We start from the raw sequence: 15,762 nt of genomic DNA on the forward strand, positions 1-15,762 counted from the left end.
TCGGCAAAGGCGCCTGGCGGCGCGTGTGTTCCATCGGACTGTTTTCGCCAGCCGTGATCAGGCTCGAACCACCGTTGCGCCGGTACCGAGCGCTTGCCGATACACGTTGGGCGCGGCGCCGAACGCATCGCGAAAGCGATGGCTGAAGTGGCTTGCATTCGCGTAGCCGCACGCGCTCGCAATATGGGCGAGCGGCAGGCCGGTCGTGCGCAACAGCGCGCGAGCCCGTTCGAGCCGCTGCGCCGCAATCCATGCGTGCGGCGGCTGCCCGAACGAAACACGGAACATGCGTGCGAGGTGGTATTCGGAAAGGCAGGCGACTTCGGCCAGCGCGCCCAGCGTCAAGGGTTCGCCGAGATGGGCGTCGATGTAGTCGCGCAGACGCCGCCGCGTGGCCACCGAAAGGCCGCCCTTGAGCGCCGCGCCCGGACGGCGCACGCCCTGGCTGCGCAGCAGCAGGCTCAGCACTTCGTGGGCCGTTTCATTGCCGCGCAGCAGGCCCTCCGGATTGGCCCAGTCCTCGTTGGCGAGCGTCTGGCAAAGTGCGGCAATGCGCTCGTCTTCGAAGTACGTGCGGTCGGCGAGCGTGAGCTCGCGCGGTTCCTGGTCGAGTTCGCGAATGGCCCGTTGCGTGAAATGCCCGGGCAAAAAATAGAGGTGCATGAAATGCATGTGACCCCGCACCCACCAGCGCGATTCGTGATCGCCCGGCAGCGCGCAGAGCCGGCTTGGCGCGCCATAAACGCCCGGCAGCTTCTGCCGCTCCGTGCGGTAGCCGCCGTCGATATAACACGACAGCGTGTGATGGCCCGGCTGCTCATAGACAGTTTCGGCTTCGCGCGTTTCGCGCGTCCAGACCGCCGCCGCGAGTTGGTCGCCGAGCCACGCGAATCGCTCCAGCGTCGCGTTCGCGGCGCTTAACGTGCGGCACACCGAATGCAGCCCGAACGGCGTGCTGGCGAGGTCGAGCACGGGAGGCGACGAAGGAGCGTCCATGGTTCGGCGATCAGGCGGGGTGGGTGGTATCGGAATGATGACGGGTGGCTACCGCGAGCGGTTAGCGAGTCTGAGTATACGCTTCGGCCCCGCCTCGCGAGGGTCACCGGCAAGAAATGCGCAATCCTGGACAAGCGCGTGCCGCCGCTGCGCGCCATAGTTGAAGCCTCGAGTCCCGGTCAATCCCAGCCATGAATTTTCTTCTCTACGCGCTCACCGTGGTGATCTGGGGCACCACCTGGATTGCCATCAAGTGGCAGCTTGGCGTCGTGCCTGCGCCTGTTTCCATCGCGTGGCGCTTTGGCATTGCAGCACTGCTGATGTTCGCGCTGCTGCGCCTCATGCGCCGGCCCGCATGGCCGCCGCGCGCCGCCTGGCGCTATCTGGCGGCTCAGGGCATGGCACTCTTCTGCCTCAATTTCCTGTGCTTCTACTATGCCGAGAACATCGTGCCGAGCGGCCTCGTCGCCGTGGTGTTCTCGACAGCGCCACTGCTCAATTCGATCAACGGGCGTCTCTTCATGGGCCGGCCGTTGCAGCCCACCGCGTTGGGCGGGGCCGTGCTGGGACTCATTGGGATCGTGTGCCTGTTCGTGCAGCAGATGGCTGGCCATATCGGCGATCACACCGCCTGGCTGGGGCTCGCCGTCGCGTTTCTCGGCACGCAGTGTTTTTCGGTCGGCAATCTGCTGTCGAGCCGCATGCAATCGATGGGGCTGCATCCGCTCGTCACGAATGGCTGGGCCATGCTGATCGGCACGGCGGTGCTGCTGGCGGGCAGTGCGCTAGCCGGATTGCCGTTCACTATCGAGCTTGATGCGCGTTACCTCGGGGCGCTCGCCTGGCTCGCGGTGGCCGGCTCGGTAGTGGGCTTTACGGCGTATCTCATGCTGGTCGGGCGGATCGGCCCCGAGCGGGCCGCCTATTGCACGGTCTTGTTCCCGATCGTGGCGCTCGCGATATCGACCGTGTTCGAAGGCTACCGCTGGACATGGCTCACCGTGCTGGGGCTGCTGCTGGTGGTTGCGGGCAATCTCGTCGCCTTCGATCTCACGCGGCGCGTGTTCGTGCGCCGGGCATCAGCTTCCTGAGTGTGACCTCTGTAATGTCACTGACATATGACGGTTGCTTGTGCATAGGGGCGGCTGAACGCTCTCGTATTGCACCTGCCAAATAAACATCGACGAAGGCAAACAGCAGTGGCATTAGCCGTGGAGCTCGGTTGATATGTGAGTTATCATGTTGGGAAACATGCGCATAAATAGCTGCGCGGAGGATTCAACATGGCACATGCAACTACAGTCGGGCCGCGTAAGGCGACCAACGTGACATTGCCCGTTGACGTCTATGAACGGGCGAAAAATCTGGGCATCAATTTTTCCCGCACGTGCGAGCAGGCTTTGCGGGAGGCCATCAAGGCGGAAGAGGGGCGTCGCTGGGCCGAGGAGCACGCCGAATTCATCAAGCACACGAACGAATGGGTCGAGAAGAACGGCTTGCCACTGGCTGAGTACCGGACGTTCTAATGGCGCGATTTGACGTCTACTCCAATACCGGAAAAAGTCGGGCAATCACACCGTACCTTGTCGACGTGCAAAGCGACTTTCTGGAGGGACTGACATCCCGGGTCGTTATACCGCTGATCCGGGTTGACTCTTTTCCGCAAGGGAAACTTCCCGCGGATTTCACCCCCTCATTCGACATTGGTGGCATCCAGTGCATCCTGCATCCGGCATTTATTGCGTCGGTCCCTTTAAGTGAACTAGGACCGAAGAGCGGCTCACTACGAGAACACCGGGACCGGATTACTTCGGCGCTTGATCGCCTCCTGGGTGGCTACTGATCAGCCACGCGGCATCGTCGCGCGCTTCAACAAGGCCTAGCCAGGCTTGTCCCGGAAGTCGCTGAATGTCCCGTCAATATTCCATGGATGAAACGCCAACTCGCATTTGAACCCGGCGGGACGACGATCCGAATGGATGGAAAGAGGTAATGGCCCGATATAAAAGGACATCGGGAGAATCCTGCTATTTCCGGCTATTGAATGTCAAGCTGATCGAAAGAGACGATCGGCAACTTCTTTGGGTCATCGCGCCATTGTCGGGCATTTTGTCCGCCCCAAGAATCTCACGCATCGCCAACCGCTTTCGAAGCGGCCGCAAGCGGCGACTTCTGGGGAGACAAGCGCATGCAATTCACACTGAACGGTCGGCCTTTCGAGTTCGATGGCGACCCGGACACGCCCCTGCTGTGGGTGATACGCGAAGCCGCGGGACTGACCGGCACCAAGTACGGCTGCGGCATCGGCGCGTGCGGCGCCTGCACCGTGCATCTCGAAGGCGAGGCCACGCGCTCGTGCGTGCTGCCGGTCTCGGCGGTGGCCGGGCGCGCCATCACTACCATCGAAGGGCTCGCACCCGATGCGTCGCATCCGGTGCAGCAGGCGTGGATCAAGCAGGACGTGCCGCAATGCGGCTACTGCCAGTCGGGCATGGTGATGGCCGTGGCCGCGCTGCTCAAGCAGCACCCGCATCCCACCGACGCGCAAATCGACCAGGGCGTGACGAACCTGTGCCGATGCGCGACCTATCACCGTATTCGCGAGGCCATCCATGTCGCAGCGAAAGCCTGAGTGGATGTCTGAGCGGATGCGCCACGCCCCTGGCGTCGACGGCGCCGATCATGCGAGCACGCGCGCATCGCACCGCGAGAGCCGGCGCGCCTTTCTGAAGACCGGTCTCGCGATTGCGGGCAGCCTCGTGTTGCCGCTCGCGCTTGGCGAACACGTGGAGGCTGCCGAGGACGGCACGCGTTTTCGCGAGATCAACGACTGGGTTCGCGTCGATCCGGATGGCCGCACGATCATCGGTCTTTCGCAGGCCGAAGTCGGTCAAGGCGTCTACACGGGCCTGCCGCAGTTGCTCGCCGACGAGATGGACGCCGACTGGCGCCGCGTGAGCGTGGAGTTCGTCACGGGGCGCGACGCCTACCGCATTGCGGCTGCGAACGAACATCCACAGCAGTTCGTGGGCGCCTCGATGTCGGTCACCATGTTCCAGCAGCGTTTGCGCATTGCGGGCGCGCAGGCGCGCGAGGTATTTCTGGCGGCGGGTGCGCGGCGCCTGGGCGTGCGGCCCACGCAGTGCGCGACGAAGAGCGGCCGCGTGATCCATCTGCAAACGGGACGCTCGCTGGGCTACGGCGAATTGCTCGCGGACGCGGCGCAACTGCCGCTCAATCCGCAGCCGCGCCTGAAGGCGCAGTCGGCGCGCACGCTCATCGGCCAGCCGCTGCACAAGCTCGACGTGCCCGCGAAGGTCAACGGCAGCGCCGTGTTCGGCATCGACGTGAAGGTGCCCGGCATGCTCGAAGGCGCCCTGAAAATGGCGCCCGCGCTCAACGGCAAGCCGGTGGCCGTGCGCAATCGCGACAGCGTGCGTGCGCTGCCGGGCGTGGTCGACGTGGTGCTGGCCAAAGACGCCGTGATCGTGGTGGCGAATACATACTGGCAGGCGAAGAAAGCGTGCGATGCGCTCGACGTGCAATGGCACGCCGGTGCACTGCCGGCGGACAGCGCGGCGATTCTCGCGCAGCGCAAGGCCGCGCTGATCTCGGAGCACGCGGTGGCGGCCACGCGCATCGGCGATGCGCCGGCGCAGTTCGAAGCCGCGCATGCCACGGGCGGCGCGTCCCCGGGCGTGAAGGTGATCGAAGCCGACTACCACACGCCATACATCGTCCACGCGACCATGGAGCCCGTGAACGCGACGGTGCATGTGCGCGAGCACGAGATCGAGGTGTGGGGCCCGATTCAGGGGCAGGACAAGGTGCGTTGGGCGCTCGGCGGCATCTTCAAGCTGCCGCCTGAAAAAGTGATTGTGAACACAACGTTTCTCGGCGGCAGCTTCGGACGCAAATACGTGCCCGATTTCGTGATTCACGCGGCCGTCGCTTCGAAGGCGGTGGGCCGCCCGGTCAAGGTGATCCGCTCGCGCGAGGACGATATCCGTCACGGCTTCTACCGCCCGGGCGTTTCCGCGCGCATGCGCGCCGTGCTCGGCGCCGACGGCTATCCGCAAGCAATGCATTTGCGCGTGGTGGGGCAGTCGCTCTACTGGTCGATCAAGCGCGATTACTTCGAAAAGGCGGGCGGCTGGGACGAGACCATGCTCGACGGCCTCTACGATCTCGGCTACACGGTGCCGAATCTGCTCGTCGATTCGGTGAGCGTCGATCAGCATATTCCCGTGAGCTTCATGCGCAGCGTGGGCAGCACGTCGAGCATCTTCTTTCTCGAAAGCTTCGTGAACGAACTCGCGCACGCGGCGCGCATCGATCCGCTCGAGTACCGGCGCAGGCTGCTGCGCGACGATCCGCTCGCGCTGCGTGTGCTCGAGCGCACGGCGGCGCGAGCCAACTGGGCGCGCAAACCCGCTGCGGGCGTGCATCGGGGGCTCGCATACAGCCTCTACACGGGGCGCGGCGGCGCATTCACGACCTATGTCGCCATCGTTGTGGAACTGCGCATGGTGGACGGCAAGGCGAAGCTCGAACGGGTCGTGTGCGGCATCGACTGCGGCCAGGCGATCAATCCCATGCTGGTGCGCGAGATGGTGGAGGGCGGCATCGGCTTCGCGCTCACCAATACGTTCAAGAGCGAAATCACGTTCAAGGACGGCGCGGTGGCGCAGGCGAACTTCTCCGACTATCCGCTCCTGTCGCTCTCGCAGATGCCGAAGATCGAAGTGGAGATCGTCGAGAGCGACCGCACGCCGCAAGGCTGCGGTGAGGTGGTGCTGCCGCCCGTCGCGCCCGCCGTGGCCGCCGCGCTGTTCGAGGCCACCGGCACGCGTTTGCGCACGATGCCGCTCGAACAGGCGTTGGCCTGAGCATCGAAGCGGGCCGTGCAAGCGGCCCGGCAGATGCACACAACAATAAGCATGACTGATAAAAAATTTCGGAGACACCTGATGAAAAAATGGATTGCGGCAGCCGCGCTCGCCGGCACGTCGGCGCTCGCCTGGGGACAAAGCAGCGTCTCGCTCTATGGCATCGTCGACACAGGCATCGAGTACTACAACAACGCAGCGAAGGGCGGATCGTTCGTCGGCATGCCTTCGCTCACGGGCGAAGTGCCGTCGCGTTTCGGCCTGCGCGGCCAGGAAGATCTGGGCGGCGGCTACAAGGCCTTCTTCGTGCTGGAGAACGGCTTCGCGCCCAATAGCGGCGCGCTCAATTACGGCGGACGTCTGTTCGGGCGCCAGGCGAACGTGGGCGTGAGCAGCGACTATGGCGCGCTCACGCTGGGCCGCCAGATGAATATGTCCATGTACGTGCTGTTCAACGCGGACGTGATCGGTCCGGCGATTCATTCGATGGCGAGCTTCGACAGCTATCTGCCGAACGCGCGCAGCGACAATGCCGTGGGCTATCTCGGCAAATTCCACGGCGTGACGCTCGGCGGCACCTATAGCTTCGCGCGCGACGCGGCGGGACCAGCCGGACCTTCGGCGACCCACTGTGGCGGTCAGCTTCCCGGCGACGCCGTGGCCTGTCGCCAGTACACGATGATGCTCGCCTACGACAACGCATGGGGCGGCGCGGCGGCCTCGTACGACGTGATGTACGGCGGTCCGGGTGCTTCGGCGCCGCTCGTGAGCAGCGCCGACACCGACAAGCGCGTGATCGTGGACACCTACGTGAAGTTTGGCGCGGGCAAGGTGGGCGGCGGCTGGATCCGCCGCAACACGGCGGCGGCCGAGCACGCCCAGTCGGACATCTTCTTTCTTGGCGCCGAGTATTACGTGGTGCCCACGTTCGCGCTCGACGCTCAGGCACTGCGCTACCTCTTGCGCGATCATGCGAATTCGACGCTGCTGATCGCGCGCGCAAACTATTTCGTCTCGAAGCGCACGACGCTTTATGCTTCGCTGGGTTACATGATGAACAGCGCGCGCGCGGCGAACGCCGTGGCCGCAGGCGGCACGGTGCCCTTGGGCACGAACCAGCTTGGCGCGATGATGGGTATTCAGCAGCGCTTCTGAAGCGGCGCTCGCGAAAAACGCCGGAAAAAGTGCAGAAAAAGGGCGCTCCCGAGGGCGCCCGCAAGTACACCCGAAGGGAAACGGAGAGGAGCACATGGCCACAGACCTGTTGAGCGCCGCGCTAGCCGATCTGCGCGCCGACGCCGTGGTGACGGGGCACTTCTCGCTCGCGGCGCCGTGGGCGTTCGTGAAGCCGGCCGTCGAAGGCGCGGCGTTCAGGACCGCCTTCGGCGGCCCTTACACCATCATCGTGGAGGGCATGGAGCCGTTGCGCGTCGAGCCGGGCGACTTCGTGCTGCTGCCGCACGGGCACGAGCATGTGCTCGCGTCGGCGCCCGGCGTGACGCCGGTGCCGTTCGACGATCTCGTTGCGCGCGAAGGCATCCGGCCGAGTTTCGACACGCCCCTGCGTCTCACGGCGGGAGGCAGCGGCGAGGTCTGCGATCTCTATACGGGCATCGTGTTTTACCGCGAGGCGGTGCGCAATCCACTCTTCTCGGTGCTGCCGCCGCTCATTCACGTGCGCGCGAACGATCCCGCGGTCGGCCCCTGGCTTGCCGATACGCTGATGGCATTCATCCGCGAATCGATGGCGTGCCAGCCAGGCTGGGCGGTCGCGGCGGCGCGCCTCGCCGACGTGCTGTTCGTGCAATTGCTGCGCGCGCATCTGGCCTCGGCAATCAGCCACACGGGCTGGCTGCGCGGCTTGATGGACCCGCAGATCGGCCGTGCGATCGCGCAGTTGCATCGGCACCCCGAGCGCGACTGGACCGTCGAATCGCTGGCCGCCACGGCGGGCATGTCGCGCTCGCGCTTCAGCGCGCGGTTTGTCGAACTCGTTGAGGAGACGCCGATCGGGCATCTCACCGCGTATCGCATGTATTTCGCGAGCGGCGCGCTGCGCGATTCGCGGCGGCGGCTGATCGAGATTGCGACGAGTGTGGGCTATGCGTCGGAGAAGGCGTTCATTCGCGCGTTCCGGCGCTGGTCGGGCATGGCGCCCAAGCAGTACGCGCGCAGCGTGCGCGATCCTCATGAGGCGCCTTACGCGCCGGGCGTACCACCTGCCGCTTCGCCATGATGCGGCAAGAACGGCGCGGCTCCGCATCGCCGTGCGGGGTGAGTCGCGGGCGTGTCATGCCTGAAGCGGTTCAGCCCCGGCGCGCCTCGAGTTCCTGCGCGAGGAAGTCGACAAAGGCGCGAATGCGCGTGGACATCTGGTGCCGCTGCAAATAAACGGCGTAGATGTCTGCGTTGGGTGTGTCGTACTCGGGCAGCACCTGCACGAGCCGGCCATCGGCCAGATACTCGGCGATGTCCCATTCGGCGCGCATCAGGATGCCGTGCCCCTCCAGCGCCCAGTGCACGGCGATCTCGCCGTCATTGGTGGTGAGATTGCCGTTGATGCGCACCGTCTCGGTCTTGTGCGCCGCACCGCGCCCCGCGATGAGACGCCAGACGCCGTAAGCCTCGTCGCCCTGGCGGATGCCGATGCAATTGTGGCGCGTGAGCTCCTGCGGCGTGGCGGGCACGCCGCGCCGCGCGAGATACGCGGGCGACGCGCACAGCAGCCGCCGGTTGGCCGCGAGGCGGCGCGCTACCACGCGCGTATCGGGCGGTTCGCCAAAGCGCACGCAGACGTCGAAGGTGTCGTCGGTGAGCGGCGGCGGCGCCACGGAAAGCTGCAATTGCACGCTCACCTGCGGATGCTTCTCCACGAACCGCGAGATGGCCGGCCCGACGTGGCTGCGCCCGAAGCCGAGCGTCGCGTTCACACGCAGCAGGCCCTTGGGACTCTTTCTCGCGCTGCCGAGCAGTTCGGCCAACTCGTCGATGTCGTCGAGAATGCGCCGCGCGCGCTCCAGATACAGCTCGCCCTCGGGCGTGAGCATCATGCGCCGCGTGGTGCGGTTGACGAGCGACACCCCCGCGCGCTGTTCCATCTGCGTGAGGCGCTTGCTCACGGCCGCTGCGGTGAGCCCCAGCTCGCGCGCCGCGGCGCTCAGGCTGCCCGCCGCCGAAAGCGTAGAGAAGAACGAGAGATCGGCGGGGTGCACGGCTTCACTCATAAATGACCCGCATTTGTGAATTGAAGTTAAGAATGCTTTGAGTCTAGCACCGGTTACGGCGCTCCTGGTTCGGTAAAGTCCAATCCACATTCAATCGAAGGACGTGGAGACGGACACCATGAAGACGTATCGCATCGCAACCATTCCCGGCGACGGCATCGGCAAGGAGGTCGTGCCGGCGGGCAAGGCCGTGCTGGAAGCGCTCGCACGCACGAACCGCTCGTTCGCGTTCGAGTTCGAGAACTTCGATTGGGGCGCCGACCACTACCGCGCCAACGGCGTGATGATGCCCGCCGACGGCCTCGACCAGATCCGCGACAAGGACGCGATCCTGTTCGGCTCGGCGGGCGACCCCGATGTGCCCGATCACATCACGCTGTGGGGGCTGCGCCTGAAGATCTGCCAGGGCTTTGATCAGTACGCGAACGTGCGCCCGACGCGCATCCTGCCCGGCATCGATGCGCCGCTCAAGCGCTGCGGTCCGCAAGACCTGAACTGGGTGATCGTGCGCGAGAACTCCGAAGGCGAATACGCGGGCGTGGGCGGGCGCGTGCACCAGGGCCATCCGATCGAGGCGGCCACCGATGTCTCGATCCTCACGCGCGCCGGCGTCGAGCGCATCATGCGCTTCGCGTTTCGCCTCGCGCAGTCGCGTCCGCGCAAGCGGCTCACGGTCATCACGAAGAGCAACGCGCAGCGTCACGCCATGGTGATGTGGGACGAAATCGCCAACCAGATCGCCGCCGAATTCCCGGACGTGAAGTGGGACAAGGAACTCGTCGATGCCGCCACGGCCCGCATGGTGAACCGTCCCGCCACGCTCGATACCATCGTCGCGACCAACCTGCACGCGGACATCCTCAGCGACCTGGCCGCCGCGCTTGCGGGCAGCCTCGGCATTGCGCCCACCGGCAACATCGACCCCGAGCGCCGCTATCCGTCGATGTTCGAGCCGATCCACGGCTCGGCGTTCGACATCATGGGCAAGGGCCTCGCGAACCCGGTGGGCACCTTCTGGTCGGTGGTGATGTTGCTCGAACATCTGGGCGAGCAGGCCGCCGCGCAGCAGGTGATGGATGCGATCGAGCGCGTGACGGCCGACCCGGCGCTGCACACGGGCGACCTCGGTGGCACGGCCACTACCGCGCAAGTCACCGATGCAGTGTGTGCGCTGATCGAGAAGGTGGCCGTTGCGGCCTGAGTTGCTGCCTGAATTGCCGCCTGAACCGCTTTCGACGGCGCGTGCCCAATCACACGAATCCACTACGACACACGCACGCGCCGCTTTGAAACCGTGATCCGCGCTTCGCGTGCGGAACGGTCTCCAAGGAGGAGATACATGCATTCCGAACTCGAAAACCGAGTCTCGAAGAAACTCCTGTGGCGCATCATTCCGTTTGTGATGCTGCTGTATTTCGTGAGCTTTCTCGATCGCGTCAACGTGGGCTTCGCCGCGATGTCGATGAACAAGGCCATTGGTTTGTCGTCGGCAGCGTTCGGCTTTGGCGGCGGCCTGTTCTTTATCGGCTACTTCATTTTCGAAGTGCCATCCAATTTGATCTTGCATCGCGTGGGCGCGCGCGTCTGGATCGCGCGTGTGATGGTCACGTGGGGCATCGTGAGTGCAGCTTCGGCATTCGTTAGCGGTCCTGCGAGTTTCTACACGCTGCGCTTCCTGCTGGGCATCGCGGAAGCGGGCTTCTTTCCCGGCATCATCCTGTACCTGAGCCAGTGGTTCCCGTCGCGCCAGCGCGCCGTGGCCGCCGCCTGGTTCATGGCCGCCGCGCCCATCTCCACGGCCATCGGCTCGCCGCTTTCGGGCGCGATCATGCAGATGAAGCCGATGTTCGGTCTCGCCGACTGGCAGATGCTCTACGTGCTCGAAGCGATTCCCGCAGTCGTGCTGGGCTTCGCGGTGCTGCGCTGCCTGACCGATGCGCCGGCGAAGGCGCCATGGCTCGCCAGTGACGAAAAGGGCTGGCTCATCGGCAAGCTCGACGAAGAAGCGAGCGCGCGCAACGCGCAGCACGGCGATACGGGCGCGGTGCTGGCGGCGCTGTGCAATCCGCGCGTGCTCGCGCTGGCGCTGATTTACTTCGGCACTTCGGCGGGGCTCTATACGCTTGGCATCTGGGCGCCGCTGATCGTCAAGCAGTTCGGCTACAGTCCGTTCCAGACCGGTTTGCTCACCGGTATTCCGAGCGTGGCGGCGGTGGTGGCGATGGTGCTGTGGGCGCGCCATTCGGACCGTACCCAGGAGCGCACGTGGCACGTGGTGGTGCCGTGCCTGCTCGCATGCGCCGGGTTCGTGCTGGCGGCCGGCGCAAACGGCACGGCTGCGATCGTGGGTGCGCTCGTGCTCGCCAACGTGGGCATCAGCGCGGCCAAGGCGCCGCTGTGGGCGATGCCGGGCGCGTTCCTTTCGGGCGCGGGCGCCGCTGCGGGGATCGCGATGATCAATTCGCTCGGCAACCTGGGCGGCTTCGTCGGGCCTTCGGCGATCGGCTGGCTCAAGAACACGACCGGCGGCTATGGCGCGGGCCTGTATGTGGTGGCGGCGACGCTCGCGGTTTCGGCGGTGGTGACGCTGGTGCTCGGACGCAAGACCGGCGCCGAGGCCGAGCCGCTTGCCCAGGCGCCTCGCTGAAAACGTGCGCGGCGTGCTGGCAAGCAAGATGAAGATGCCCCGCGCCGCTGTTCTGTGCGTTGGCGCTTGGCGGTCGCTAATGGTCGCTATTGCGTGCCCTTGCGCGTTCCCTTCTTCGGCGCGGCTTTCGTGCCCGCCCTTGCGTTATTCGCACGCGGCGTTTCCTTCGGCGCCGGCGCCGTGGCGGCGTTCAAGTCTTCGAGCCACGACAGCGCGTCGGCATACGCGAGGAACTGGCGCAGATAGCCCGGCGAGAGCTCGCGCATGAGCAGCAGCGCACGGTGCACGAGGCTGCTCGAATTGAGCGGCCCCGCATTCTTCGGCACCTGATCGAGTGACTGCTGGACCTGCTGGTCGGCGCTCAGGTGCGACCAGACTTCGCGGAAGTAATCGAGCAGTTCCGCAGGCGGCCCGCTGCGTGCGAGATGGTCCGCGTTGCCGATGTGCGAGGTGAGTGCGCCATGCGCGCTTGCGCCTTGTCGTGACGCGTCTTCAGCGTGCACGGGTGGATTCGAGGCGGCGTGCAATGCCGCGCGCTCGATCGCGCCGGCATAGTCGGCGAGCAATCCGTCGATGCGCGCATCAAGCACGCGCCGCGCCGCGCCCGCATGCATGCGGGCGCGGCGGTCCAATGCGTCGATCAACGCGTAGCGCACGGGATCGAGCCGGTCCGCGCCCCGAGCGCGCCAGGCGTCGAGCGCGGCGCGCGCGCGCGTGGCTTCGGGCTCGGCGGTTTCTTCGTGTTTGTTCTCGCGGGGGAGTTCGCGCGCGCCGTCATTCATGGCCGTTATGCGCCCCGGTTTGCGCACGCGCGCTGCTCGCGGGCCTCGGCACCGCGGCGATCTCCACGCGGCGATTCTTCGCGCGGCCTGCTTCGTCGGCGTTCGAGCTCACGGGCTGTTCCGAACCGAACGCGGCCGCGAACACCGACTGCGCCGGCACGCCCGCATCGATGAACGCGCGCGTCACGGTCAGTGCGCGCTGGGCCGAGAGTTCCCAGTTGTCGGCGAAGCGGCGGTTGCCCGCGTGTACCTGCTGGTCGTCGGCGAAACCGCTCACCATCAGAATCTGGTCGCGGTCGCGCAGATACGCGGCGAGCGGCCCAGCGAGACTCTTGAGCAACTCGCGCCCTTGCGGCTGGAGCTGGTCGGAGTTCAGCGCGAACAGCACGTTGCCGCTGATGCCGATGCGCCCGTTCACGAGCGTCACGCGCCCCGCCGCGAGCGGGCCGGCCAGCGCCTGCTCGAGCGTCTTGCGCCGCTGCGTTTCGATCTGGCGCTGCTTGACCTCGTTGGCGAGACGTGTCGACGCTTCGAGCTGCATGCCGATCACCCCCACGAGGATCAACACGAACGCGCCCAGCAATGCCGCCATCAGGTCGCCGAATGCGGCCCAGACTGGCGCGGTGGGCTCCACGCCGCCGTCGATTTCGTCGTTCATGCGGCTTCAGCCCCTGCCTGCACGCGCAAGCGTTGCAGGTTCTCGACGATCTGCTTCTGCGACAGCAGGCTCAGGTCGATCACTTCCTTGGCCTGGGCGACGTAGTAGGCGAGCTGGTCGTCGCTGCGCGCGAGCGACTTGTCGAGCGCCGTTTCGATGCGCTGCAACTGCGTCATGAGCTTGTCGTTCGATGCGCCGAAGTGCTGGACGGCCGCGCCGAATGCATCGCCGAGGCTCGCCATTTCCACGGCGCTGCCCGTGACCTGAGCGGCCGCGCCTTCGAGCGTCTGCGCGCCGGTTTCCACCTGGCTGGAGAAGCGCTCGCCCACGCGCTCCATGAGTCCTGCCGAGGTTTGCACGAGCGCGTCGATGGCGGTGCGCTGCTCGGTGCTCGCGTGGTTCACGGCGTCGAGCAGCGTGGTGACGGTGGAGAGCAGTCGGCCGCGCTCTTCAAGCATCGCGGTGTCCTGCACCATGCTTTCGGAGAGCTTCTTGCGCAGTTCGGCGACCACTTCCGCGGCCACGCGCGGCGCTTCCGACGCGGCATCGACGAGACGTGCGATTTCGGCGATGGTGCCATTGGCGTGCGCTTCGGTGTGTGCGGCGATGTCGCTGGCGGCTTTCGCGAGCGCATCGCAGGTGGCTTGCTGGCGTTCGGCTGCTTGCGTGTTTGCGGCTTGCCATGCCGCCGCGTTGGCCTCCGCCGCGCGTGCGATTTCCGCGATCGTGCCGCTCGCATGTGCTTCAGTTTGCGTGGTGATGTCGTTGGCCGTTTTCGTCAGCGCATCGCAAATGATCTGCTGGCGTTCCGCTGCTTGAGCGCTCGCCGCCTGCCAGGCCGCCGACGTTGTCTCGGCCACGCGCGTGATTTCGGCAACCGTGCGGTTCGTGTGCGCACTGGCGTGTGCGGCGATATCGCTGGCGGTCTTGTTCAGCGTCTCGCACACGGCCTGCTGACGTTCCGCAGCCTCGGCGCTGGCCGCTTGCCATGACGCCGCTGCCGCCTCGGCCGCGCGCGAGATTTCGGCGAGCGTGCTGTTCGCGTGCGCTTCGGTCTGGGCGGCGACCGCTTCGGCGGTTTGCGCGAGCGTGGCGCACACGGCCTGCTGATGTTCGGCGGCCTGCGTGCCGGTCGCGCGCCACTCGTCGCGCAGCGTGGCGCTCATCGCGCCAAGCGTTTCGCGCCACGTTGCGAGGCGCGCCTCGTCTCGCGCGACAAGCTGCGTTTGCAGATTGGCATGCGCATCGCTCACGGCGCGCAGAAGCGCGGCCGAGTGCTGCTCGAAAGTCGCGGCGGCCGAGGCGAGCGCCTGCTGATTGTCCCCCGCGAGTTTTTCACCGGCGCGCTGCTGGCTCGCGAGCGCGTCCTGCCACGCCTGCGAAACACCGGAAGCCGACGCCGCAAGCCGCGCATCGACGTCGTGCACCAGATTGGCCGAGCGCTCCTCGAAGGTCGCGGCGAAGCGTTCAAGCGCGCCTTGCAGGTCGCGCGCGAGCGCTTCGCCCGAACGGCGCTGGTCGGCCAGCGCCTCGGTCCAGATGCCGGCCACGCGCGTGGCGTTGGCCTCGAAGCCCGAGGCGAGGCCGTCGAGCTGGCGCTCCACGGCCTGCGTGAGCGTACCGTGCAATGCGGCGCTTTCGCGCGCGAGGCCCGCCATGGTCGCTTCCACGACCGGCGCGAACGCCGCGCCGGCGGCGCGCGCGCTTTCGGCGGCGCTGGCCTTGAGCGATTCGCCCACTGAGGAAGCCAGGCGCGCATACGCCGCCTCGGCGTTGCCGAGGAAGGCTTGCTGGCTTGCGAGCTGGCGTTCGCCGAGCGCGGCGCCCTGGCGTTCGATGGCCGTCATCATCGCATCGAGGCGCTCGACCAGCTTGGGCATCGCATCGGCCTGGCGCGCCATGAGCGCGAAGCTCGTCTCGCGCTGGTGCGCGTGCGAGAACGGGCGCAGCGTGGTGGCGCTCAGCGCGTCGAGGCGCTGGGCGGTCTCGATGCGCTCGCGGCGGCACAGCGCCGAGAGCAGGCCCAGCATTGCAGAACTCGCGACGCCCGCGATCGAAGTGCCGAACGCGAAGCCGAGCCCGCGAATCGGACCGGCGAGCGCAGCGCGAATGCCATCGAGATCGGTGGCGCCGTCAAGCGCCACGCCGGTGCCGCGCAGCGTCGTCACCATGCCGAGCAGCGTGCCCAGCATGCCGAGCAGCACCAGCATGCCGACCAGATAGGGCGTGAGCGACGGGCCGGGCAGCGCGACGCGCTCGCCTTCGACGCGCGCGCGCACGGCGCTGCGCAGGCTCGGATGCAATTGATCGAGCCAGCCGCCGAGCGAAGCGGCTGGCATGGGCGCGGTGCCCACGGCGCCGACGGCGCGCGCAAGCGTGGCGGTGGCCTGAGTGTAGCGGTAGAGCTCGAAGGCGCCGGCCACATAGCAGGCGCCGATCAGCATGGTGACCGCGAGCGCGAGCGGATTCGAGCCGGCATAGCCGGCGGCGATCCAGCACACTGCGGCGAGGCCGGCGAGGAAAACAACGAGATCGATACGAAGTCTGGACATAGCGTTTGGGTTAG

Annotated in this window: 14 protein-coding genes; 9 read left to right on the forward strand and 5 right to left on the reverse strand. The window is 66.4% G+C overall.

Annotation, left to right across the window (positions count from 1 at the left end; translation table 11 throughout):
• Positions 1–57: 57 nt before the first annotated feature.
• Entirely contained in the window at positions 58–996 is a 939-nt protein-coding gene (locus tag P5W99_RS35025) for a helix-turn-helix domain-containing protein (RefSeq protein WP_421028370.1), read from the reverse strand.
• A gap of 191 nt (positions 997–1,187) precedes the next feature.
• Between P5W99_RS35025 and P5W99_RS35030 the strand changes: the two genes are divergently transcribed.
• The 7 genes from P5W99_RS35030 to P5W99_RS35060 all read left to right on the forward strand — a co-directional run bounded on the left by P5W99_RS35030 (position 1,188) and on the right by P5W99_RS35060 (position 8,121).
• Positions 1,188–2,087, forward strand: a complete 900-nt coding sequence (locus P5W99_RS35030) for a DMT family transporter (protein WP_421028371.1) — start codon at positions 1,188–1,190, stop codon at positions 2,085–2,087.
• 192 nt (positions 2,088–2,279) lie between these two features.
• Positions 2,280–2,522 carry a type II toxin-antitoxin system CcdA family antitoxin gene (locus tag P5W99_RS35035; protein WP_421028372.1) on the forward strand — a complete coding sequence of 81 codons (243 nt, stop codon included), beginning with the start codon at positions 2,280–2,282 and terminating at the stop codon, positions 2,520–2,522.
• Positions 2,522–2,839 carry a CcdB family protein gene (locus tag P5W99_RS35040; RefSeq protein WP_421028373.1) on the forward strand — a complete coding sequence of 106 codons (318 nt, stop codon included), beginning with the start codon at positions 2,522–2,524 and terminating at the stop codon, positions 2,837–2,839. The genes P5W99_RS35035 and P5W99_RS35040 overlap by 1 nt, the downstream gene beginning before the upstream one ends.
• Before the next feature lie 345 nt (positions 2,840–3,184).
• The gene (locus tag P5W99_RS35045; protein WP_421028374.1) at positions 3,185–3,628 is read left to right on the forward strand and encodes a (2Fe-2S)-binding protein; all 444 of its coding nucleotides are present in this window, start codon (positions 3,185–3,187) and stop codon (positions 3,626–3,628) included.
• Between the two features lie 4 nt (positions 3,629–3,632).
• Positions 3,633–5,885: a xanthine dehydrogenase family protein molybdopterin-binding subunit gene (locus tag P5W99_RS35050; protein WP_421042649.1), complete on the forward strand. Its 2,253-nt coding sequence runs from the start codon at positions 3,633–3,635 to the stop codon at positions 5,883–5,885.
• Between the two features lie 81 nt (positions 5,886–5,966).
• Entirely contained in the window at positions 5,967–7,040 is a 1,074-nt protein-coding gene (locus tag P5W99_RS35055) for a porin (protein WP_434665907.1), read from the forward strand.
• 94 nt (positions 7,041–7,134) lie between these two features.
• Positions 7,135–8,121: an AraC family transcriptional regulator gene (locus tag P5W99_RS35060; RefSeq protein ID WP_421028376.1), complete on the forward strand. Its 987-nt coding sequence runs from the start codon at positions 7,135–7,137 to the stop codon at positions 8,119–8,121.
• Positions 8,122–8,191: 70 nt separating this feature from the next.
• Here the strand turns inward: P5W99_RS35060 and P5W99_RS35065 are convergent, their stop codons facing one another.
• Positions 8,192–9,109, reverse strand: coding sequence for a LysR substrate-binding domain-containing protein (locus P5W99_RS35065; RefSeq protein ID WP_421028377.1), 918 nt, complete (start codon positions 9,107–9,109; stop codon positions 8,192–8,194).
• A 118-nt stretch (positions 9,110–9,227) separates the two neighbouring features.
• Here P5W99_RS35065 and P5W99_RS35070 point away from each other — a divergent pair, with 118 nt between their 5' ends.
• Together P5W99_RS35070 and P5W99_RS35075 are read left to right on the forward strand one after the other, a co-directional pair.
• Positions 9,228–10,310, forward strand: a complete 1,083-nt coding sequence (locus P5W99_RS35070) for a tartrate dehydrogenase (protein WP_421028378.1) — start codon at positions 9,228–9,230, stop codon at positions 10,308–10,310.
• A 138-nt stretch (positions 10,311–10,448) separates the two neighbouring features.
• A complete protein-coding gene (locus P5W99_RS35075) occupies positions 10,449–11,756 on the forward strand; it encodes an MFS transporter (protein WP_421028379.1) in 1,308 nt (435 codons plus the stop codon).
• Positions 11,757–11,842: 86 nt separating this feature from the next.
• Here P5W99_RS35075 and P5W99_RS35080 read toward each other — a convergent pair whose 3' ends face one another.
• From P5W99_RS35080 to P5W99_RS35090, 3 genes are read right to left on the reverse strand one after another with little or no spacing between them, the layout of a single operon-like run.
• Complete coding sequence (locus P5W99_RS35080; protein ID WP_434665910.1) at positions 11,843–12,538, reverse strand: DUF2894 domain-containing protein; 696 nt, start codon at positions 12,536–12,538, stop codon at positions 11,843–11,845.
• The gene (locus P5W99_RS35085; protein ID WP_421028381.1) at positions 12,531–13,196 is read right to left on the reverse strand and encodes an OmpA family protein; all 666 of its coding nucleotides are present in this window, start codon (positions 13,194–13,196) and stop codon (positions 12,531–12,533) included. The genes P5W99_RS35080 and P5W99_RS35085 overlap by 8 nt, the downstream gene beginning before the upstream one ends.
• Positions 13,193–15,748 (reverse strand): DUF802 domain-containing protein, encoded by a 2,556-nt coding sequence (locus tag P5W99_RS35090; RefSeq protein WP_434665913.1) that lies wholly within the window; start codon positions 15,746–15,748, stop codon positions 13,193–13,195. Before P5W99_RS35090 ends, P5W99_RS35085 begins: the two co-directional genes overlap by 4 nt.
• Positions 15,749–15,762: the final 14 nt, after the last annotated feature.

The sequence above is a fragment of the Paraburkholderia sp. A3BS-1L genome, assembly GCF_051125215.1.
In the GTDB taxonomy this organism is placed as follows: Bacteria; Pseudomonadota; Gammaproteobacteria; order Burkholderiales; family Burkholderiaceae; genus Paraburkholderia.